Annotated in this window: 21 protein-coding genes; 17 read left to right on the top strand and 4 right to left on the bottom strand. The window is 40.6% G+C overall.

Annotated features, from left to right (window positions below):
* Nucleotides 1-3 precede the first annotated feature (3 nt).
* The 9 genes from QE404_RS07285 to QE404_RS07245 all read left to right on the top strand — a co-directional run bounded on the left by QE404_RS07285 (nucleotide 4) and on the right by QE404_RS07245 (nucleotide 8,870).
* Nucleotides 4-1,182, top strand: coding sequence for a class I SAM-dependent methyltransferase (locus QE404_RS07285; RefSeq protein WP_371935070.1), 1,179 nt, complete (start codon nucleotides 4-6; stop codon nucleotides 1,180-1,182).
* A 55-nt stretch (nucleotides 1,183-1,237) separates the two neighbouring features.
* Nucleotides 1,238-1,531 carry a hypothetical protein gene (locus tag QE404_RS07280; RefSeq protein ID WP_307448588.1) on the top strand — a complete coding sequence of 98 codons (294 nt, stop codon included), beginning with the start codon at nucleotides 1,238-1,240 and terminating at the stop codon, nucleotides 1,529-1,531.
* Nucleotides 1,532-1,674: 143 nt separating this feature from the next.
* Nucleotides 1,675-3,054 (top strand): dipeptidase, encoded by a 1,380-nt coding sequence (locus tag QE404_RS07275; RefSeq protein WP_307448586.1) that lies wholly within the window; start codon nucleotides 1,675-1,677, stop codon nucleotides 3,052-3,054.
* Nucleotides 3,055-3,144: 90 nt separating this feature from the next.
* Nucleotides 3,145-4,020, top strand: coding sequence for a T9SS type A sorting domain-containing protein (locus QE404_RS07270; protein WP_307448583.1), 876 nt, complete (start codon nucleotides 3,145-3,147; stop codon nucleotides 4,018-4,020).
* 80 nt (nucleotides 4,021-4,100) lie between these two features.
* Complete coding sequence (locus QE404_RS07265; protein ID WP_307448580.1) at nucleotides 4,101-4,805, top strand: SDR family oxidoreductase; 705 nt, start codon at nucleotides 4,101-4,103, stop codon at nucleotides 4,803-4,805.
* A 145-nt stretch (nucleotides 4,806-4,950) separates the two neighbouring features.
* Entirely contained in the window at nucleotides 4,951-5,697 is a 747-nt protein-coding gene (locus QE404_RS07260) for an electron transfer flavoprotein subunit beta/FixA family protein (protein ID WP_307448577.1), read from the top strand.
* A 75-nt stretch (nucleotides 5,698-5,772) separates the two neighbouring features.
* On the top strand, nucleotides 5,773-6,720 hold the full coding sequence (locus tag QE404_RS07255; protein ID WP_307448574.1) for an electron transfer flavoprotein subunit alpha/FixB family protein: 948 nt from the start codon (nucleotides 5,773-5,775) through the stop codon (nucleotides 6,718-6,720).
* Nucleotides 6,721-6,867: 147 nt separating this feature from the next.
* Nucleotides 6,868-7,467: a bifunctional nuclease family protein gene (locus tag QE404_RS07250; protein ID WP_307448571.1), complete on the top strand. Its 600-nt coding sequence runs from the start codon at nucleotides 6,868-6,870 to the stop codon at nucleotides 7,465-7,467.
* A gap of 20 nt (nucleotides 7,468-7,487) precedes the next feature.
* Complete coding sequence (locus tag QE404_RS07245) at nucleotides 7,488-8,870, top strand: nucleoside permease (protein ID WP_307448567.1); 1,383 nt, start codon at nucleotides 7,488-7,490, stop codon at nucleotides 8,868-8,870.
* Nucleotides 8,871-8,979: 109 nt separating this feature from the next.
* Here the strand turns inward: QE404_RS07245 and QE404_RS07240 are convergent, their stop codons facing one another.
* Both QE404_RS07240 and QE404_RS07235 read right to left on the bottom strand, forming a co-directional pair.
* Nucleotides 8,980-9,564: an O-methyltransferase gene (locus tag QE404_RS07240; protein ID WP_307448563.1), complete on the bottom strand. Its 585-nt coding sequence runs from the start codon at nucleotides 9,562-9,564 to the stop codon at nucleotides 8,980-8,982.
* Between the two features lie 54 nt (nucleotides 9,565-9,618).
* A complete protein-coding gene (locus tag QE404_RS07235) occupies nucleotides 9,619-10,545 on the bottom strand; it encodes a helix-turn-helix transcriptional regulator (protein ID WP_307448561.1) in 927 nt (308 codons plus the stop codon).
* Nucleotides 10,546-10,636: 91 nt separating this feature from the next.
* Here QE404_RS07235 and QE404_RS07230 point away from each other — a divergent pair, with 91 nt between their 5' ends.
* A complete protein-coding gene (locus tag QE404_RS07230; RefSeq protein ID WP_307448558.1) occupies nucleotides 10,637-11,947 on the top strand; it encodes an NAD(P)-binding domain-containing protein in 1,311 nt (436 codons plus the stop codon).
* Between the two features lie 223 nt (nucleotides 11,948-12,170).
* On the top strand, nucleotides 12,171-13,157 hold the full coding sequence (locus QE404_RS07225; protein WP_307448555.1) for a hypothetical protein: 987 nt from the start codon (nucleotides 12,171-12,173) through the stop codon (nucleotides 13,155-13,157).
* A gap of 90 nt (nucleotides 13,158-13,247) precedes the next feature.
* On the opposite strand, the gene QE404_RS07220 is transcribed toward QE404_RS07225, so the two are convergent.
* Complete coding sequence (locus QE404_RS07220) at nucleotides 13,248-13,604, bottom strand: response regulator (protein WP_307448553.1); 357 nt, start codon at nucleotides 13,602-13,604, stop codon at nucleotides 13,248-13,250.
* 257 nt (nucleotides 13,605-13,861) lie between these two features.
* Between QE404_RS07220 and QE404_RS07215 the strand changes: the two genes are divergently transcribed.
* From QE404_RS07215 to QE404_RS07190, 6 genes are all read left to right on the top strand, one after another.
* On the top strand, nucleotides 13,862-14,251 hold the full coding sequence (locus QE404_RS07215; protein ID WP_307448551.1) for a hypothetical protein: 390 nt from the start codon (nucleotides 13,862-13,864) through the stop codon (nucleotides 14,249-14,251).
* Nucleotides 14,252-14,294: 43 nt separating this feature from the next.
* Nucleotides 14,295-15,473, top strand: coding sequence for an acetyl-CoA C-acyltransferase (locus QE404_RS07210; RefSeq protein ID WP_307448548.1), 1,179 nt, complete (start codon nucleotides 14,295-14,297; stop codon nucleotides 15,471-15,473).
* 107 nt (nucleotides 15,474-15,580) lie between these two features.
* Complete coding sequence (locus QE404_RS07205; protein ID WP_307448545.1) at nucleotides 15,581-17,071, top strand: MFS transporter; 1,491 nt, start codon at nucleotides 15,581-15,583, stop codon at nucleotides 17,069-17,071.
* Between the two features lie 218 nt (nucleotides 17,072-17,289).
* On the top strand, nucleotides 17,290-18,216 hold the full coding sequence (locus QE404_RS07200; RefSeq protein ID WP_307448543.1) for a mevalonate kinase family protein: 927 nt from the start codon (nucleotides 17,290-17,292) through the stop codon (nucleotides 18,214-18,216).
* Between the two features lie 9 nt (nucleotides 18,217-18,225).
* A complete protein-coding gene (locus tag QE404_RS07195) occupies nucleotides 18,226-19,155 on the top strand; it encodes a UbiA family prenyltransferase (protein ID WP_307448540.1) in 930 nt (309 codons plus the stop codon).
* A 61-nt stretch (nucleotides 19,156-19,216) separates the two neighbouring features.
* Nucleotides 19,217-20,389, top strand: a complete 1,173-nt coding sequence (locus QE404_RS07190) for a proline dehydrogenase family protein (protein WP_307448538.1) — start codon at nucleotides 19,217-19,219, stop codon at nucleotides 20,387-20,389.
* 102 nt (nucleotides 20,390-20,491) lie between these two features.
* Here QE404_RS07190 and QE404_RS07185 read toward each other — a convergent pair whose 3' ends face one another.
* Nucleotides 20,492-21,046 (bottom strand): helix-turn-helix domain-containing protein, encoded by a 555-nt coding sequence (locus QE404_RS07185; RefSeq protein ID WP_307448535.1) that lies wholly within the window; start codon nucleotides 21,044-21,046, stop codon nucleotides 20,492-20,494.
* Between the last annotated feature and the right edge of the window lie 91 nt (nucleotides 21,047-21,137).

Below are 21,137 nucleotides of genomic sequence, written 5' to 3'. Positions count from 1 at the left end.
TATATGATTGCTGCTAACCGTTTTTACAATACATTAGTGATTAAAATTTTAGAACATACCATTCAGGAATATATTCAGAAAAATCTCCATGCTGATCTTCCTGCATTGCTTTTAAAAAAATCTCCATTTCCTGAAGTAACCATGCAGGAGATCGTCCAGCAGATTAAAGGTAAGCAGGTGGCAGAAAAGAAATTTCCTTTCCTGCTCAAAGAAGGCATTATTTTTCCGCCGCAACTGAATCTTGAGCAGGCCTCATCGGAAAAAACAGCCAGTTATAAATCAACGTTTTTAAAAGGGGAAAAATTCATTGATCTTACAGCCGGCTTCGGCATTGATGCGTATTATCTTTCAAAGGACTTCAAAGAAGTCACGCTTGTAGAGCAAAATTCCGGTCTGCTGGAAACAGTTGAACATAACTGGGGTGTGCTTGGCAGAAAGGCACGATTCATCAACAATCATCTCGAAGATTTTTTACATCATAACAGAGAACATTTTGATGTCATTTATCTTGATCCGGCAAGGCGTGACCAGCAGAAAAATAAAGTATTCCTGTTGGAGCACCTTTCTCCGAATGTACTTGATATTCAGAAAAGACTATTGGCGATTTCTGAAACATTGGTGATCAAACTCTCTCCGCTGATAGACCTTAAATATCTTATTTCGGTGGTTCCTGCCCTGTTCAGAATAGATATTATTGCTGTGAAAAATGATGTAAAGGAGATTGTCATATTCCTTTCCGGCCATCCAAATCAACACGTTAGCGTTTGCTGTATCAATCTTGAAACCGGTGAACGACCTTTTAACTATACCATTGGTGATGAAGAAACAGCCCATGTTGAATATTCTGAACCGCAGAAGTACCTGTATATTCCGAATAATGCCATACTCAAGGCCGGAACGTTTAATCTGGCCTCACAAAGGTTTAATCTGAAAAAACTGCATCCCAACACCCATTTCTATACTTCGGATCACTTTGTAGAAGACTTTCCGGGGCGGATTCTACAGGTGGAAAGCATTGATGGTAAAGAGATTAAGAAAAAAGGGCAGTTTAATATTATTTCCAAAAACCATCCTTTGAAGCCTGAGGAAATCAAGAAAAAATACCAGTTAAAGGATGGGGGAGACCAGTACCTTATTTTTACACAATCCAAAAAAGGTAAAATTATTTTAAAATCAGTGTGAAAATGTTGCCGAAAAATGCAAGATTTCTTACTTTTGGACAATCAAAAATTGGAGCATGAGAAAATTAATCATATGTGCAGCTGTTGCAGCTATGGCCGTAAGCTGTAAGAAAGTACAGGCCGGCGGTAATAAAAAAGTAATCAAGCTGGAAGAAGGTGTAGAAAGGTATTCAGATGATGAGCAAACCAGCGGTGAACAGGATAAACTTTCAGACTATACAGCAGATATGCACGGAGGTCATGAAACGCCTGCCAAAACGGATACTGCAGCAACAAAACCAGCAGATGAAGCTAAACCTGCGGAAGCTGGGAAGCCTGCTGAAACGCATACTCCACAAGCCGGACATTAATAGATATCCATCAAGCATAACTATCCTGCACATCTGCAGGATATTTTTTTGTCCGAAACTCTTTAAGTTTACAGACCAGAATTCTTAGTTTTTTGTTGCCCGAGCAGGGCATTTTTTTTATTTTTAACGAAATAAATTTTACGATGCAAGAGACCTTACATTACATTCACGAAAATAAACAGCGTTTCGTGGATGAATTATTTGAATTACTGAGAATTCCTTCCATTTCCGCAGATCCTGCTTATAAAAATGATGTCTTACAATGTGCCGAAGTATGCGCTCAGCACCTGAAAAATGCAGGAGCAGATCATGTTGAAATTTGCCAGACTAAAGGTTACCCAATTGTTTTTGGTGAAAAAATTCTGGATCAGAGCCTGCCTACAGTACTGGTTTATGGCCATTATGATGTTCAGCCCGCAGATCCGCTTGAATTATGGAAAAAACCTCCTTTTGAACCTTATATTGAAAAAACCGAGCTTCATCCTGAAGGGGCTATTTTTGCCAGAGGATCAGCCGATGATAAGGGACAGTTCTTTATGCATCTGAAGGCATTTGAAGCTATGATGAAAACCAATACACTTCCTTGCAATGTTAAGTTTATCCTGGAAGGAGAAGAAGAAGTAGGTTCTGTAAGCCTGGGTGATTTTGTAAACGAAAATAAAGACAAATTAGCGTGTGACTGCATCCTGATTTCTGATACCCATATTTACAGTAATGAGCAGCCGACTGTTACCACAGGACTGAGAGGATTAAGTTATGTGGAAGTAGAAGTGGAAGGACCAAACAGGGACCTTCATTCAGGACTGTATGGTGGAGCTGTGCCTAACCCTATCCATGTGCTTTCCAGAATGATTGCGCAGCTGATTGATGAGGATGGTCAGATTACCATCGATGGTTTTTATGATAACGTTCAGGATGTTTCAGATGAAGAAAGAGCTGAAATGAACAAGCTAAAAGACAATCCTGAAGAATTTAAGAAATCGATCGGACTGAGTAATGTGGAAGGTGAAATAGGATATACCACTTTGGAAAGAACATCGATCCGCCCTACGCTGGACTGCAACGGAATCTGGGGCGGTTATACAGGAGAGGGAGCCAAAACAGTAATTCCTTCCAAAGCATTTGCCAAGATTTCCATGCGTCTGGTACCTTATCAGACTCCTGAAGAAATTACTGAGAAATTCACTGCCTATTTCAAAAAGATAGCCCCAGATACGGTAAAAGTAAAAGTAACGCCTCACCACGGTGGAATGCCCTACGTCTTGCCAACCGATACAAAAGAGTTCCAGGCGGCCAAAAAAGCAATGGAATCTTCATTTGGTAAGGAAGTTCTTCCATACAGGGGAGGAGGAAGCATCCCGATTACGGCCATGTTTGAAAAAGTACTTGAAGCCAAATCTGTCCTGATGGGATTCGGCCTGGATTCTGATGCCATCCATTCCCCGAACGAGCATTACGGCCTCTTCAATTTTTATAAAGGAATTGAGAGTATACCTTTGTTTTTTGATAATTATGCAAAATGATTGAAATTCAAAAATTTATATAAAAAAATCCCATAAATATTATGGGATTTTTTTATATTTACTAAGTATATCAATAAAATAAAAAATATTATGAAAAAAACTTTTACATTTTTATCTGCATTAGTATTTGCAGGAACGGCTTTTGCACAGGTGATTACGCAAAGTTCTACACCTACTACAGTTAGTCCAACAGGTTCAGTTGCTTGTGGTAGTCAGACAAACGGTTATACAGCGGATAATTCTTACATTAGAGTTTTTAAATTGTCAGATTACGGGATTAATTATACTTATAAGATTACCAATGTTGCCTTTGGAGTTCAAACGGCTAATTCTTCATTTCCCGTTCAAGTACTTGTTTATAACTGGACAGGAGGTACATTTCCAACAGGAACTCCTACTTTACTAGGTACAGCAAATGTAAATATTACTACAGCAAGTGCTGGGACAATAGTAAATACAGGAACAGCTTTAAATGTTAATGTTCCAGCAGGTGGTACTTTTGTTCTTGAAGTCTTTCATGATGGCGATGTTACCCCTCCCCAATCTTTCTATATGGGTACAAATTCTGGCGCACAAACAGGCCCGTCATATCTTGCATCTGACACATGTGGTATTACAACACCAACAGCAACAGGAACGGGCGCTTTAGCGAGCTTTTCCACTGCCAGATGGGTAATGACTGTTACAGGACAAAATTCGACTCTAGGAACTACAGAAGTAATCAATTCAAGGGATTTGCAGATTTATCCAAATCCTGTGAAAGACATTTTAAGATTTAAGTTTGGAAATAATCTAAGATCAGAATCAATAGAGATTAATGATGTAACAGGCAGATCTATTCTTTCAATAAGCAATAGTAAAAATGTAAATGAGGTAAATATGTCATCGTTTGTTAAAGGAAATTATATCCTGAGAGTAAAAGCTAGTGATGGTAAGGTATATATTCAAAAAATTATTAAAGAATAAATGCTGACAAATGTTAGTTAGTAAAAAACGCTCCAAACGGAGCGTTTTTCTTATTTTTAAGAACTAAATTCAAAAATATTATGCTAGAAAACAAAGTTGCCTACATTACAGGAGGAACCAAAGGAATAGGTTTCGGCGTGGCGAAGACCTTATTGGAAAACGGAGTGTCGGTTGCCTTTTCGGGAAGGAAAAAAGAAGATGTGCTTAAAGCAGAAGAAGAACTGAAACAATATTCCGGCAGTGTCCTGGGAATTGTTTCCGATGTAAGAAGCCTGGAAAGCGAACAGCAGGCCATTGATGCTGTAAAAGAAAAATTCGGCAGGCTGGACTTCGTGATAGCTAATGCTGGACTGGGTATTTTTAAACCTGTTGATCAGCTTACAGCAGAAGAATGGAACGACATGATAGGAACCAATCTTACCGGTGTGTTTTATACTCTTAAAGCTGCTGTGGAGGAACTTAAGAAAAGCGAGGGATATTATATTACCATTGCCAGTCTTGCCGGGGCGAATTTCTTTGAAAACGGAACAGGTTATAATGCATCCAAATTTGGAGTGGTAGGCTTTACACAGGCAGCGATGATAGATCTCAGGAAATATAATATCAAATCTACAGTCATCATGCCTGGATCCGTTGCCACCCATTTCAACGGAAATATTCCTTCAGAGAAAGACAGCTGGAAAATTCAGCCGGAAGATATGGGAAACCTTATACTGGATATTTTAAAGATGAACCCAAGAGTTTTACCAAGCAAGGTTGAATTCAGGGCAACTAAACCGGCCTGATTGAACTTCTAATGTATTGAATAATAAATCTATAAGTATTATGCATGCATAATATATATTTTAATTATATTAGCAGAAGTTAAATATAAGAATTTCCGCATGCGGCCCCAGGGTAGCATAAGGCAATAAAAAATTAAAACAACATATGAAAATATTAGTTTGTATCAGTAGTGTTCCGGATACTACTTCCAAAATTAACTTTACAGCAGATAAGTCTGCGTTTGACAAAAACGGTATTCAGTGGGTGATCAATCCGCTTGATGAGTTCGCTTTAACAAAAGCCGTAAAGCTTCAGGAATCTCAGGGAGCCACAGTAACGGTGCTCAATGTTGGCGATGCCACCACAGAGCCTGTAATCAGAAAAGCCCTGGCGATCGGTGCGAATGATGCCGTACGTGTAAACCTTGATCCTAAAGACAGCTTCTCTACAGCTAAGGAAATTGCTGCAGTGGCTCAGAATGGAGGATATGACGTGATCCTTTGCGGTAAGGAATCCATTGACTATAATGGAGGTTCTGTTCCGGGAATGTTGGCACAATTGCTGAACCAGCCTTTCGTAAACGCTGCGGTTGGACTGGATATCAACGGAAGTGAAGCAACAGCCGTAAGAGAGATAGAAGGAGGAAAGGAAACCATTTCTGTGAAGCTACCTGCCGTTATCGCGGGACAGAAAGGATTGGTAGACGAGAAAGAATTGATCATCCCGAATATGAGAGGAATTATGTCTGCAAGAACAAAGCCTCTTCAGGTGGTTGAGACTTCAGCCTCAGAAGTGAAAGTTCAGGGAGTGTCGTTTGACAGTGTTCCGCCTAGGGCTGCGGTAAAGATGGTTTCTGCTGATAACCTGGACGAACTGGTAAGATTACTGCACGAAGAAGCTAAAGTAATCTAAATTTAAAGTTGAGGACTGATTGTTTAAGTCTCTCAATTTTTAATATGTTAATTTTTAATTATTAAATCAAAAAAAATGGCAGTATTCGTATACGCAGAAAATATAAACGGAGTTTACAAAAAAGCGGCTTTTGAAGCAGTATCTTACGCGAAAGCAGTAGCAGACCAGACAGGAGATACTGTAACGGCAGTAACGGTAAACCCAACCGATTCTTCAGACGCATTGTATAAATATGGTGCATCCAAAGTAATTAACATCAAAGATGAAGGCCTTAAGAGCTTCTCTGCAAAAGCTTATGCTCAGGCAGTCAATGAGGTGGCAGATGGTAATATCATCGTATTCCCGCACACGACCGATGCGTCATCCATTGCACCTATGCTTGCTGTAATGAAGAATTATGCTTTGATTACTAATGTTCTTGAGGCTCCGGAAAGCACATCACCGTTTCAGGTGAAAAGAAGAGCGTTTTCCGGTAAAGGATTCATGCATGCTAAAGCTGAAGGGGCCGGAGTGATTATTACCGTTTCCCAAAATGCTTTTGGAGTAAAGGAAAATGCCGTATCAGGTTCAGAAGAGGTAAAAAACCTTTCTGTTGCCAATGAAGATACGAAAGTAATTTCCCATGAACAGAGCTCAGGAAAGCTGGACCTTAAAGAGGCAGAGATTGTAGTTTCAGCAGGAAGAGGAATGAAGGGGCCTGAAAACTGGGGTATGATTGAAGATCTTGCTAATGTATTAGGCGCGGCTACAGCATGTTCCAAGCCTGTTTCAGATATCGGCTGGAGGCCGCATTCTGAGCACGTTGGGCAAACCGGTAAGGCTATTGCCCCTAATCTTTATATCGCCATTGGTATTTCCGGTGCTATCCAGCATCTGGCAGGGGTTAACTCATCCAAAACCATTGTAGTGATCAATAATGATCCTGAAGCACCGTTCTTCAAATCCGCAGACTACGGAGTGGCTGGAGATTTATTCCAGATCGTTCCTGCATTAACGGAGAAGATCAAAGCATTAAAAGCATAAAGGTGAATTGGCAAAAGCCAATTTGCTTTGCCTGTCAATTTAAACCCATTGGTAAGGCAAAATTCACACATAAAAGCCCGTTTTTGGGCTTTTATTTTTGTCTAAAAAGTAAAAAAAACTTTGAAAAATTAATCTATATTTGTACTTATGGATTATAAACAGTTAATTATTCGCGGAATATCGTACAGCCAGACACAATCAGGAGCGTACGCATTGCTATTGGAACATGAAGAATCACATATCAAATTACCTGTTGTGATAGGAAATTTTGAGGCACAATCCATTTCTCTAGGACTGGAGAAAGACATCCATCCACCGCGTCCGCTTACCCATGACCTTTTTTCAAAATTCATCGCATCCACAGGCTATGAGCTGGTTTCAGTAATCATTTACCAGATTGTGGACGGTGTTTTCTTTTCAAATATCAATTTCAGAAATAAGGTGAATGACGAAGAGCTGATCCTTGATGCCAGAACTTCGGATGCCGTTGCCATGGCAGTACGTTTCGATGCACCTATTTTTACCACCCAGCAGGTCCTTAATGAGGCCGGAATTCTCCTGGAACTTGAAGATGTTTCAAAAGAGGAGGAATCGTTCTCGGAAACGCTGCCTGCTGAGGATAACCTGAAATCTATTTCAATGGAAGAACTGCAGAAATTGCTTGATGAAGCCGTAAAGGATGAAGATTATGATACTGCATTGGAAATCCAGGAGGAGATCAAGAGGAGAAAGAGAAAAATAGATTAAGATATTTTGATTACTGAATTATGAATTTAAAATTACGTTTGACCATCCTCAGCTTCCTCCAGTTTTTTGTCTGGGGAGCATGGCTGATTACGATGGCCAATTTTTGGTTCGGAACGAAACATTGGGACGGAACCCAGTTTGGAGCCGTATTCGGCACTATGGGGATTGCTTCCATTTTTATGCCGACCATCACCGGGATTATTGCAGATCGCTGGGTGAATGCGGAAAGGATTTTCTCGGTGCTGCATATTCTGTATGGAGTGGTATTGTTTATACTGCCGCACACCATGACACCGGATTCCTTTTTCTATGTGATGCTGCTTGCCATGTGCTTTTACATGCCGACAATCGCTCTTGCCAATTCCATTTCCTATACGATCTTAAAAAACAGTGACCTGGATGTCGTTAAAGATTTTCCGCCTATCCGCGTGTGGGGAACCGTTGGTTTTATCGTCGCAATGTGGATCACCAATCTTACCGGTAACAAAGCTACGGAAGGACAATTTTATATTGCAGGGGCAGTAGCTGTTTTCCTTGGAATATATGCCCTGACCTTACCAAAATGCCCTCCGCAGAAACTGATTGACCAAAATGCTCCGCTGTATCAGCAGCTGGGACTGAATGCCTTTAAGCTGTTCGCCAACTATAAAACTGCTTTATTTCTGCTTTTTTCCATGCTTTTGGGCGCTGCCTTGCAGCTTACCAATGCTTACGGGGATGTTTTCCTCAGTGAGTTTGAGCATTTTCCTAAATATGCAGATTCTTTTGTGGTGCAGCGTTCGACTATCATCATGTCCATATCGCAGGTTTCCGAAACCCTTTTCATCCTTGCGATTCCGTTCTTTTTAAAGAAATTCGGAATTAAAAAAGTGATGCTGATGTCCATGCTTGCATGGGTTTTGAGGTTCGGCTTTTTCGCTTACGGAATTCCGGAAGGTTTTGGCCTGATGCTTATCATTGCTTCTTGTATCGTCTATGGGATGGCATTTGATTTCTTTAATATCTCAGGTTCTCTGTTTGTGGAAACTACCACAGATAAAAAGATCCGTTCATCTGCACAGGGATTATTTATGATGATGACCAATGGTTTCGGGGCCGTACTGGGAAGCTATATCGCAGGCTGGGCTATTGACCGGTTTTTCACTCATAAGTTCACCAGTGTTTCAGAACTGTCTGCCTATCTTCAGACAACGCCGGATAACCCTACTTTTCTGGGGATCCTCAAAAAGAGCTTCAATGCGGCAGTTAATCCTGATGGCACATTATCATCCATTGTCATGGTAAAAGACTGGCACCAGATATGGCTGTCCTTTGCAGTTTATGCATTGGTTCTGGCTATTCTCTTTGCTGTTTTATTCAGACACAAACATCATCCTGAGGACATTTCTGAGGTGAAACATTAATAGAAATACTTAGATTTAAAATACAAAATGCACTTTATTCAAAGTGCATTTTTTTATTTATGTAATAAATCAGAAATAGGTTGTAAGTATATTTCAATATGGTCTGAAGTTAATCTTTAGTTACCAGTAACAGTCCGGCACCGATGGGCAGTATCGAAAGCGAAAAAGCCTGTTCCTGTTCGATGAGTCCAATAAAACCCTGTACTTCATTGCGGTGAGAAACTACATTATCAACGATCAGCATAGAACCTTTGAAGCTGAGCAGCCTTTTCAGGTCTTTCCAGTAGTCCGTATAGTATCTCCTTTCTGCATCCAGGAATATGATATTGAAAAATGGGTCCGCGTTATGCAGGTATTCTTTTGCATCACCGGTGATGAATTCTACATCAGATTGAATAGAATAGGCTGCAAGGTGATCTTTGGCAAGCTGTGTGCGCTGAGGGTCTATCTCAACTGTAATTAATTTTCCACCCGTGTTTTTCAGCGCATCGGCGAACCATAAGGTAGAAAAGCCGTTGGAAGTGCCCAACTCCAGCATATGGCGGGTGTTTTGCCCTTTGATGATGATCGATATAAATTCTGCCGATTCGGGCTCAAGATTCCTCCAGCGGTCCAATCTGTTTTCTTTGGTATTATCTTCCTCCTTTAACGTCCTGTAGAGCTGAAGAATTTCATTTTTAAGTTTGGGATTCATATTAGATGATTGGATTTATTGGTTTTGTACGTAAGAAGTTTAAGGGCATTCACATCAGTGCTTCATCTTCCCTGGTGATATGCCGAAATTCCTTTTGAAGGCAGTAATGAAATGCTGCGCATTCTGGTAGCCTACATCCCGTGCTATTTCATTGATATGTTTATCTGTATCCATCAGAAGTGTTCTGGCCGTCTGCATTTTTACATGTTTAATGTGCTGGTACACTGTACAGCCAAATAATTCTTTAAATCCCTGCATCAGCTTTCTGGGGGTAAGACCGGATTGCTGAGCGAGTTCAGAAACAGTTAAAAATTGATCTGTATGATGCTCAATCAGTTGTTTTGCATACTGAAACTTATCTTTTTCAGAATTTCGGATCGTCATGGAACGACCAGAAGCGAGTGTCCGGTTCTGCTGAAGTTGAAGGAGGAACAGTTCAGTCATCTTAGCTTCCAGGAACAGGGACTTCATATGACCGGTATAGGCAGTTCTGGTCATCTGAGAAAGCAACAGGCGCATTTCCGGGGTAATCTGTAAAGGGGTCCCTGAAAAATATTCCGGGGAAGGCTGGTAAAAATCACTCATCAGTTTTTCAAAGTGTGAAATGCCGATCCGGATCTCATAAAAGTATCCGTCCTGTACCGGCCGCATATGTACCTTTTGCTGGCTGTCTTTCTGAAAGGTCAGCATATTGTTGGCCTGATGAAGTTCTACCGATGTATTTTCCCGTTGGATACTGCTGGATCCCTGTAATCGGAAATGCATTTCCAGCACCTCATTTTCAATATCAATGCAGATCTGTTCCTCATCATGAAACTGATAACTGCACTCAATAAACTGAAGATGGTTAAAACTTGTTTCAAAAAAAGAAAATGAACCTTCGGAATCTGTTATAATTGAATGCTGTTTTTCTGTATAAGGTGTGAAAGATCTGTCCTGCAAATTTTGCCGTTCAATAAATACATTTTTACAGTTTTGCATAATCGCGTAATTTTTAATCATTTATGCGTTATCTCCATCCCAACCTTAACGCCCAACTTTGTACAAAAATAATAATTTATTCTTTAATCAAATGGATTTTAATAGAGATGTTATCGTGATAGGAGCAGGACAGGCAGGTTTAGCGGCCAGTTATTTTCTTCATAAAAAAGGCATTCCGCACTGTGTACTGGAGCAGGATACAATCGGCAGTTCATGGAGCTCCCAGCGTTGGGATTCATTCAAAATGAACACGCCCAACTGGATGACTTGGCTACCCGGAATGGAACTTCCCGAAGATATATGGGATCAGTTTATGACGAAAGATGGATTTGTAGATTACCTTAAACGATATGTACATGCTTTTCAGCTTCCCATAAAGGAACATTGCAAAGTGGTACGGATTCATGATGAAAACGGCCGTTTTATAATTACGGCTGAAAACGGGAGGCTTCAGAGGCAATGGAGTGCTAAAGCAGTCATTATTGCTTCCGGGATGATGAACCGTATCCGACTTCCGAAGTTATCTGAACGTATTCCTCCTGCGATCCTTCAGCTGCATGCCTCCGAATACAAAAATCCGGATCAGCTTCCTAAAGGAAGTGTTGTAGTTGTTGGAGCTGGCCAGTCGGGCTGTCAGATTGCAGAAGAACTGGCGGTTTCTGGACGCAAAGTGTATCTGGCAAGCAGCAAAGTTCCCCGTGCGCCAAGGCGCTACAGGGGAAAAGATATTATGGAATGGATTGAGATGATGGGCATTCATGACACCACAGCAACCCAGCTGAAGGCTGATCCGAAGCTTGGCGCAACACAGCCGCAAAGTTCAGGGGTAGGTCTTATGGGGCATACCGTAAGCTATCAGTCTCTGCATAAACTGGGTGTAACGGTTTTGGGAAGCCTGAAAGATATAGGAAACGGGGGACTGTATTACCTGGGTGTGAGTGTCCTTGGAGGCCCGAACGATACAGAAAATACAGTGATGTACTTTGCTGAAAATGCAAAAGAACACATTTGTTATGCCGATGCAGCCTCAGCAGCAGTTAAAAAAGCGGTTGATGCCTATCTGGAAAGTCAATCTGATATGATTTCTATCTCCCTTAAGGAGCATGATGAAGCGGATATACCGGATGAAGATTTTCATGCCGCTTCCGATATTAATATGTTGTCTTTTGATTCGGATGGTATCAGTACAGTAATCTGGGCAACGGGTTTCGGGTATGATTTTACGTATATGCCCGATACCTGGCTTGATGCCAATGGAACTCCTAAACATACCGATGGAAAGATAAAAGACGGTGTATATTGCCTCGGTTTTCCATGGCTGAGGAAAAAGAAATCAGGACTGGTGCATGGAGTAAAGGAGGATGCGGAAATAATAGTAAATGATCTATCTCAGATCCTTTAGCCAGGCAATTACAGCAGAATCTGTGTCGTGCTTAGATAGGTATGAATTAGGTTCTGCTGTTGTATTGTCCTAGTTCATGCTGCAATGGAGGTCTATCGGACTGATCTTTAAGAAAAATGTTTAAAAGCAAAGCGCTGCATATTCATTGTAGGACGGGATACGCCGCTTCAACAGGCATAATTTTTGATTCTGGAAGCAGAAATTAAACAGACGGAGCAGTAGTATGATTAAAAGATTTTTTGGATTTTTTTGGGTGATATTGATTTTGTATTTCATTTTTATCCACCCTGCAATTATCTATTACAGTAGTGTAGATTATAGTGACCTGGCAGACAGGAACAGCAGTACAGCCATGCTATACCTTGTTACAAGCATTCTGCTATGGACGGGTATTCTCATACTGGCATTATATACAATCTATAGATATTCTTTCAAGGCACGGCGAAATATCCGCTATATTTCAAAACACGGACAAAAAATTGAGGCACAGATTATTGAATGTAACACATTGGGCACTCTGTCCGATTCGTTTGAACGTAAATCCGTTGTCCTGGAGTTTGAAAATCTAAGGGGTGCTACAGTCTGGCATAAAATGGAGATTAATGATTCAAAGCCCACACAGAAAAGGTTTGAAACAGGAAATAAAATAAGTCTGTGGATTGATAAGACCTTTGAAAAATATCCTTATATTATACTGGATGGCATCCAGACGAGAATCAATTACGGGCTTTATTTGGCCTGGTTGCTCTTTACTTTTTTGATAGCAGGATATTTCCTATATGCATATTCTTTTGAAAGTCATGGATATGGTTGGAATTTCCTGGAAATCGGACATCCATTAATCATATCTCCCTTGGTGATCTATTTCATTATCTTTTTAGGATGGCTGATCTTTTTTAAACTGATAGGAAAAGCTGGGAATGGTTTTATAGTTAGTAAAGATTACCTGAAGCTGAAATGTGCAGGCCTGCAGGCAACAGCAAAGATCCTGAAAACGGAGCAGACAGGAACCTACATCAATGAAAATCCACAGTTCCGTTTTACGCTTGAATATGTGGATGCATCAGGAAAGACGAATCAGGTAGAGCTGACCAAAATTGTCCCGTTTATAGAACTGCATACGGTACAGCATAAAGAAAGAGGTATTTTTTATCTGCCGGAAAACCCGGATCATGTAGCTTTTGTAGAAGATATCAATTCAATTGCTTAATACAGGCTGTAGTGAATTTATCCATTTCAATGCACTGGATTTTGAATATCACAGACCTCCTATACCAATACAGGAGTAGTACAGAAGATTTTAAGTGTTTCTTTTTACCACATCTACCATGTGATCAATGTCAAACGGCTTTTCGATAAAGTCGTCCGCTTTACATTCTTTGGCAATTTGCGGGAGCTCGGTAGAAGTAGATGTTAATACAGAGGATACATCTTCCGTTTCAGGATCCTCTTTCAGGTCTTTGATTACTTCAGAGCCTTTTTTATCCCCTTTAATATAATCATCAACGATAACCACATCGGGATCAATCTCCTCAATGTTTTCAATAGGTTCAGTAGTAAGGGATGAAGTAACATCAAACCCCTTATCTTCCAGGATTTCATCCATAATATTGAGGATGTCTTCATTATCCTGAATCAGCATCACCTTTTTTTTCATACAGCTATAATTTTTAAGCAAAAGTATGAAAAATGTCAATGCAGTGCTGCGGGTCCGTACATGATTATGTCTATTTGCACCATAGCATTCATAAAGTCTCTGTTTTAAATTCTCAATAATCAGGGCGTTATATTGCGGAATATTTAATTAATAAGGAAGTGTATTAATGTATTATTGTGAATTGTACCACAAGGTTCATTTTTAAAATACCCTTATGAGGAATATAATTTTTTTTGTATTTTGGCAAGATAAGAAATATGAAAAATATTCAGTTAGCAGCAGTCTTATTGGTGGTTATCGGCAGTTTTCTTCCGCTGGTGCATATTCCTGTCATCGGGAACTGGAACTATTGGAAGCTTGATCATTTCCTTGCTTCGGGATGCTGGATCCTGTGTGCATTGGCCTTATGGGGAATCATAAACAATCACATTAAGATCATAAGGTATTCAGCCGTCCTGCTTATCATTTTGTTTATTTTCACGCTCTTCGCCGTTAAGGTGCAGGCCTTCCAGTACTTCAGCTTTATGCCGTTTAAATCATGGGCAGAAACCCTGGCGGGAGTTGTAAAATTACGTTGGGGATGGATCGTGGAATTCGGAGGGGCATTGCTGTTGCTTTTGGCTAAAAATAAGAAGCCGGTAGAATAATCAGCATTTCTGATCATTAATAAAGTAAAAGATTTATATACACATGAAAGAAGTATTCATTGTTTCCGCAGTAAGAACGCCTATGGGAAGCTTCATGGGGAGTTTATCCACTGTTCCGGCTACCAGATTGGGAATCGTTGCGGTAAAGGGAGCATTAGATAAGATCAGCCTTGATCCTAAAGAGGTTCAGGAGATTTATATGGGGAACGTTTTGCAGGCAGGAGAGGGCCAGGCACCGGCACGCCAGGTAGCGATAGGAGCCGGACTTTCCATCCAGACCCCTGCTACTACCATTAATAAAGTATGTGCCTCAGGAATGAAAGCCGTAACCATGGCTGCACAGGCCATTAAAGCCGGTGATGCTGAGGTAATTGTAGCCGGAGGTATGGAGAACATGTCCATGGTTCCGCATTATTATAACGCCAGAACCGCCACCAAACTTGGGGATGTGAAAATGCAGGATGGTATGTTGCTTGACGGGCTTACCGATGTCTATAATAAAGTACATATGGGGGTTTGCGCTGAAAAATGTGCTGCGGATTATGGTTTCTCCAGAGAAGACCAGGATAATTTCGCGATTGAATCTTATAAAAGATCAGCAAAGGCTTGGAGCGAAGGCAAATTTTCTGATGAGGTAGTTCCTGTGGAAATCCCTCAGCGAAAAGGGGAGCCGGTGATCTTTGCCGAAGATGAAGAATATAAAGCGGTGAATTTCGACCGGATTCCTACATTGCCTACTGTATTTAAAAAAGAAGAAGGCACCGTAACCGCAGCCAATGCATCCACGCTGAATGATGGAGCTTCAGCCCTGATCTTGGTGTCAAAAGAAAAAATGGAAGAGCTGGGACTGAAACCTCTGGCTAAGATCATTTCTTACGCTGATGCTGCCCAGGAACCGGAAAACTTTACCACTGCACCATCCAAAGCACTGCCGATTGCCCTTAAAAAAGCAGGACTGGAAATCTCCGATATCGATCTTTTTGAATTCAATGAGGCGTTTTCCGTAGTGGGTCTTGCCAATAATAAAATCCTTGGACTCGATGCTGCGAAAGTGAACGTTAACGGAGGAGCTGTTGCATTGGGACACCCGCTGGGAAGTTCAGGATCAAGGATCATCGTTACCCTGATCAATGCATTAAAGCAGAATAACGGCAAATACGGTGCTGCAGCCATCTGTAACGGTGGTGGCGGGGCTTCTGCCATTGTTATTGAGAATATATAACACACTGCTTAGGAATATACTACCATTAAGAAACGGATAATTTTTACAAAACTTTATCCATTTCTTAATGGTTTTTCTATTTTTGTGCAACTAATACTTTATTTGAAATGTCTGAAATTGAGAATCCGCAACAGCAGAATATAAAAAATAACCCGAAGATCATGAAGGCATGGGCCGTCTATGACTGGGCCAATTCGGTGTATTCACTGGTTATTACATCAACCATATTTCCTATTTACTATTCCATTCTTACTACTGCCTATGAGAAGAAAGAATATGTGGCAGAAACCAAACGCTGGATTGATGTTCCGGTGCGGCACCTGATCACCATATTCGGGAAAGAATACCAGCCGGATGCGGTCTATGGGTATTCACTGACCATCTCGTTTCTGGTCGTGGTATTCTTGTCGCCGTTTCTGTCTTCACTGGCAGATACCATAGGAAATAAAAAGTCTTTCCTTCAGTTCTTCTGTTATCTTGGGGCGACTTCCTGTATGGGGCTTGCCATGTTTACCGGTATGCAGAATGTTTTTCTGGGGCTTTTATTCAGCATCACAGCGAGCGTGGGATTCTGGGGAAGCCTTGTTTTTTACAATTCATTTTTACCGGATATAGCCACGCAGGACAAGCAGGATGCCCTGTCTGCAAAAGGATACGTTTATGGCTATATCGGTTCCGTTATCCTGGTGATCATCTGCCTGCTCCTGATCCAGGTTTTTGCCAAAGGTGCTGCCCAGCAGCTGTTGTTTACGAGGATCAGCTTCCTGCTTACAGGAGCCTGGTGGTTCGGTTTTTCACAATATACTTTCAAGCATCTGCCGCAGTTCGGGGATGTTAAAGATAAACTTCCTAAAGACCTGGTATTGCTGAATTATAAAAACCTGTTTAAAAGGCATGAAGAGCAGGGAGGATTTCTGGAAGTACTGAAAGACAACCTTTGTTTTTATAAGGATATTGCCAAAGAAAGTTTCCATGAATTGTTCAAAGTGGGGAATGAGCTTTTCAAGGACAGGAACCTGAAGTTTTTCCTTTCAAGTTTCTTCTTTTACAGTGTAGGGATGCAGACCATCTTCCTGATGGCGACCTTATTTGGAAAAAGTGAAATCAATCTGGCACAGGACAAATTGATTGGGACCTTACTGGTCATCCAGATCGAAGCGATCATCGGTGCTGTCATTTTCTCGAGGCTGTCCAGGAGGATCGGTAATAAAAACGTAATCTCCATCGCCGTATTTTTATGGATCATTGCCTGTATCTGGGCCTTTTTCCTGAACAAGGAAAACCCTACGGTAGAATACCAGTTTTACGGAGTAGCAGCTGTAGTCGGCCTCGTGATGGGAGGACTTCAGGCCATGTCGCGTTCCACCTATTCCAAGCTTCTGCCACAGGATTCCATGGAAAACACAACATTCTTCAGCTTCTATGATGTGCTGGAGAAACTGGCGATTATCCTGGGAACATTCATTTTTGCGACTTTAATCGAGCATTTCAACAATATGCGGATTGCAGCACTTTCCATGACAGTATTCTTCGGGGTCGGACTCGTGCTTATACGGTTTTTGAAATTAAAAACCCTTAAGAATAAGGAAACACTATAAAATTAAAGGCTGTTGTACAACAGCTTTTTTTTATGGGCTGTACTGAAAAATATGGGGCGCAGTATGGAATCGGCACACTCTATTGATCACCCTTATGGATTATAATTGAATTTAAATATCAAAAATGTGTGCAAAACAGGACTTCAATCATATTCGGCGCGGATTTTGCGGTAATGAATGGAATAATTGCTAAATTTGCAAAAAGATTTATTGCCGGTATGACCAACCCTCTATTTTACGCTAAGATCATCTTATTCGGGGAATACGGAATGATAGAAGATTCCCAGGGACTTGTGGTACCTTACAGTTTCTATAAGGGAACTCTCAAGTTTTCGGAGAACCATTCGGAATTTGAAGCCAAATCCAACGGACATCTCCGTAAATATGCTGATTTCCTTCAGGAACTCAAACTTCCGGAAGATTTTACATTAGATGTACAGCGTTTTAAAGATGATATCGATGCAGGGCTTTTCTTTGATTCCAATATTCCTCAGGGATACGGAGTAGGAAGCTCAGGGGCGCTGGTAGCCGCAATTTTTGAAAAATATTCCCTTACCAGACACGATCCTGAAAATATTTCCAAAGAGAATCTTAAAAATTTAAAGGCTGTTTTCGGGGAAATGGAAAGCTATTTCCATGGGAAAAGCTCGGGTATGGATCCTCTGATCTGTTACATGAACCTTCCGATTCTTATTGAAAACAGGGAAAATCTTGACAGGGTGTCTATTCCGGATGGTGAAGAAGGCAAAGGGGCTATTTTCCTTATTGATTCAGGAATGACCGGAGAAACCGGACCGATGATCCAGATTTTCTTTGAAAAAATGAAAACAGAAGGATTCCGCAAAACACTGAAAGAAGAATTTATCCGTTATAATAACGCCTGCATAGATGCTTTCCTAAAAAAAGACATGAATCCGTTTTTCAGGAACCTGAAAAAACTTTCCCATTGGGCTTACGAACATTTCCGCCCGATGATTCCGGAAAGTATTTTCAACATCTGGAAAAAGGGCCTTGATTCCAATGCATATTACCTGAAACTTTGCGGAAGCGGAGGCGGTGGCTATATCCTCGGGTTTACTAAAGACTACGAGAAAGCTGAGAAGATGCTTGAAGGATTCCAGAAAGAGGTGATTTACAGATTTTAATAGACCTGAATGAATTCTGAAAAAGAAAATTTCCGGACTCAGGCTCCTGCATCCAAATCTCTTTTTTACAGATTTTCACAACTGGTGGGCTTCCTGGTAGGAGCAAGGTTTTTTGTGGCTGCATTGCTTACATTTGCCTTATATGTTTCTACATTTTTTCTCTTTAACCAGGATGAATCTTTCAGGAAATTTGTCTTCGATTTTAAAGTTCACGGCATCATTTTCTGTACTGTACTCACCATTTTAGCAGGGGGTATCATCAATCAGTTTTACGATTTCGAAAAAGACCATGTAGTAAAACCATTCCGCACAAGGATCCAGAGTTTTATATCGCAGCGGTATTTCCTCTATGCTTATTTATTTTTAGGAATTATTTCCCTGGGTGTAGCCTTCATAATTTCATACAGGGTATTTATATTTTTCCTGATTTATCAGTTTTTTATGTGGTTTTACAGCCATAAACTGAGCCGTATGCTCATCCTGAATAACCTTACTTTTGTCAGTTTGACGCTGTATCCGTTTTTCGGAATGATGGTGTATTATGAGACATTTTCCTGGAAAGTACTGCTGATGGCTGTTTTTCTCTTCCTGGTCCTGCTATGTATTGATATAGTCAAAGATACGCTTACCAGAAGCGTTGATAAAGCTTTCGGGTACGATACCATCCCAAACAGTTTCCAGCCAAATACTTCAAAAACAATTATCGGGGCACTACTCGTTGTAATCATGGCTGTTTCCGTCAAGCTGATCTGCAGGCAGGGAATTTCAGGCATTATGGGATACTATTTTGAAGCAGGATTGGTAATCATGGCTTTATGCATTTACCTGGTAATCAAATATACCAGGAAGACTAAATTCATCACACTCAATATTTTACGGTTCTGGGTTTTCATCGGCATCCTGGCCATGCTCTTCAACGGAATTGAGAACAAATTGTAAAAAAATCCTTTAATAAAAGAGGTGTTATTATTACCTTTGCAGAACTAATTTAATAATAGTAATGCCCATTTTTAACGATACTAAAATTGCTTTTGCAGACAAATCTGATGCACAGCTTAGGAAAGCTTACTGGATGTTCAGAATGATTGAGCAGCCTTCCCTTACCAAAATAGGAACATCTGTCCTGAATTTTACTGTTCACAATAATTTTCCGATGGTTACCGGGATTGTAAAAAATACCCTATTTGAACAATTTTGCGGTGGTGAAACCCGTGAGGAAAGCATGAAAGTTGTGAAACAGCTTTTCAAAAGAGGTGTAGGAAGCATTTTCGACTATTCCATTGAGGGTAAAGAAGATGAAGAAACCTTTGAAGCTGTATGCACAGAAATTAAGGATATCGTGAAATTCTCGGTTGGTAATCCTGCCATTCCGTTTATTGTATTCAAACCAACGGCTTTCGGAAGAATAGACCTTTATGAAGCTGTAGGAAAAAATCTGGAGCTTACTTCCAGCCAGAAAGAGGAATGGGCCAGAGTGGTGAGAAGGTTTGACGAAGTATGCAGCCTTTGCCATGAGCACGATAAAAAAGTAATGGTAGATGCAGAGGAAACATGGATGCAGGATGCTGCAGACCATCTGTGCGAAGAAATGATGGAGAAATACAACCGCGAAAAACCTATTGTATGGAATACCATCCAGATGTACAGGACCGGAAGGCTGGAATATATGGAAGCCCATCTTCAGAAAGCCCATGAAAAAGGCTATTTTATAGGATATAAAATTGTTAGGGGAGCCTATATGGAAAAGGAACGCGCGAGAGCAGCAGAAAAGGGCTATGCAGATCCTATACAACCGAACAAGGAAGCTACCGATAAAAACTACAATGCAGGAATTGATTTCGTGATGAATCATCCGGACAGGGTTTCTGCGTTTTTCGGTACCCACAATGAAATCTCTTCTGAGCTGGTAATGGATAAAATGAAGCTCAAAGGACTTGAAAATGATAATCCTCATATCTATTTCGGACAGCTATACGGGATGAGTGACAATATTACTTTTTACCTTTCAGATAAAGGATATAATGCAACCAAATACCTTCCGTACGGACCGGTTAAGGATGTTGTTCCTTACCTTACAAGAAGGGCTCAGGAAAATACTTCCGTGGCAGGGCAGACCGGCCGGGAGCTTGGACTGATCAAAAAAGAACTGGAAAGGAGGAAAAGAAGCAGATAATTTTTAATCTTTGTATATAGTAAACCCCGCAGCAATGCGGGGTTTACTTTTTATATAATAATATTTACGAACAGGAATACATATTGAGCCTTATGCTTACTTTTATGGCTCAAAACTTTCAAATTTTCCATTTTCATAAAAAAGTACAATACGTTTTATTTTACTGGTCTGCTTTTCAATGACTTGACTAATTATCTCTTCGTTCACTGGTGCTAATCGCTGAGAATCGGATATTTTAGTCGCATCTTCAGTCCTGGGCGGTATAACGGATTCTCGTGGCGTCTGTACAGGCTGCTCTATAACAGGTTCATCTAACCTGAAATCTTCTTCTTCATTCATCATGCTGAAAAGATCAGACAAGGGAGTAGGTTTTGTCTTTTCCTCAGCTATTACTTCTTCCGGTTCCGGCTCTAAATCCGGATCACTGTTTTCAGGCAATTCAGATTTCAGCATTTCACCTTCACCATTCACCAGCCAGTCCCAGAGGATTTCGGGAAAACGGGATTTAATCTTGATGATAAATTCTAGAGATGGTTTATTTCTCCCTGATGTAATATGGGAAATGGAAGAGCGTTGCACATCAACTTCGTCTGCAAATTCAGAAGGAGTCAGTTTAGAATATTCGATGACTTTGGAAATCCGTTCGTTTAAGCCCATTACATTTGTATATTTATGTATTTACAAATGTAAAGAATAAAGGAAGACAAACAAAATACAATTGTAAACAAATGTAAATAGTAGAAATATA

It is taken from the genome of Chryseobacterium camelliae (genome assembly GCF_030818575.1).
GTDB lineage: Bacteria > Bacteroidota > Bacteroidia > Flavobacteriales > Weeksellaceae > Chryseobacterium > Chryseobacterium camelliae_A.
The sequence above is the reverse complement of the archived record's forward strand: the minus strand, read 5'-3'. Positions and strand labels throughout refer to the sequence as shown.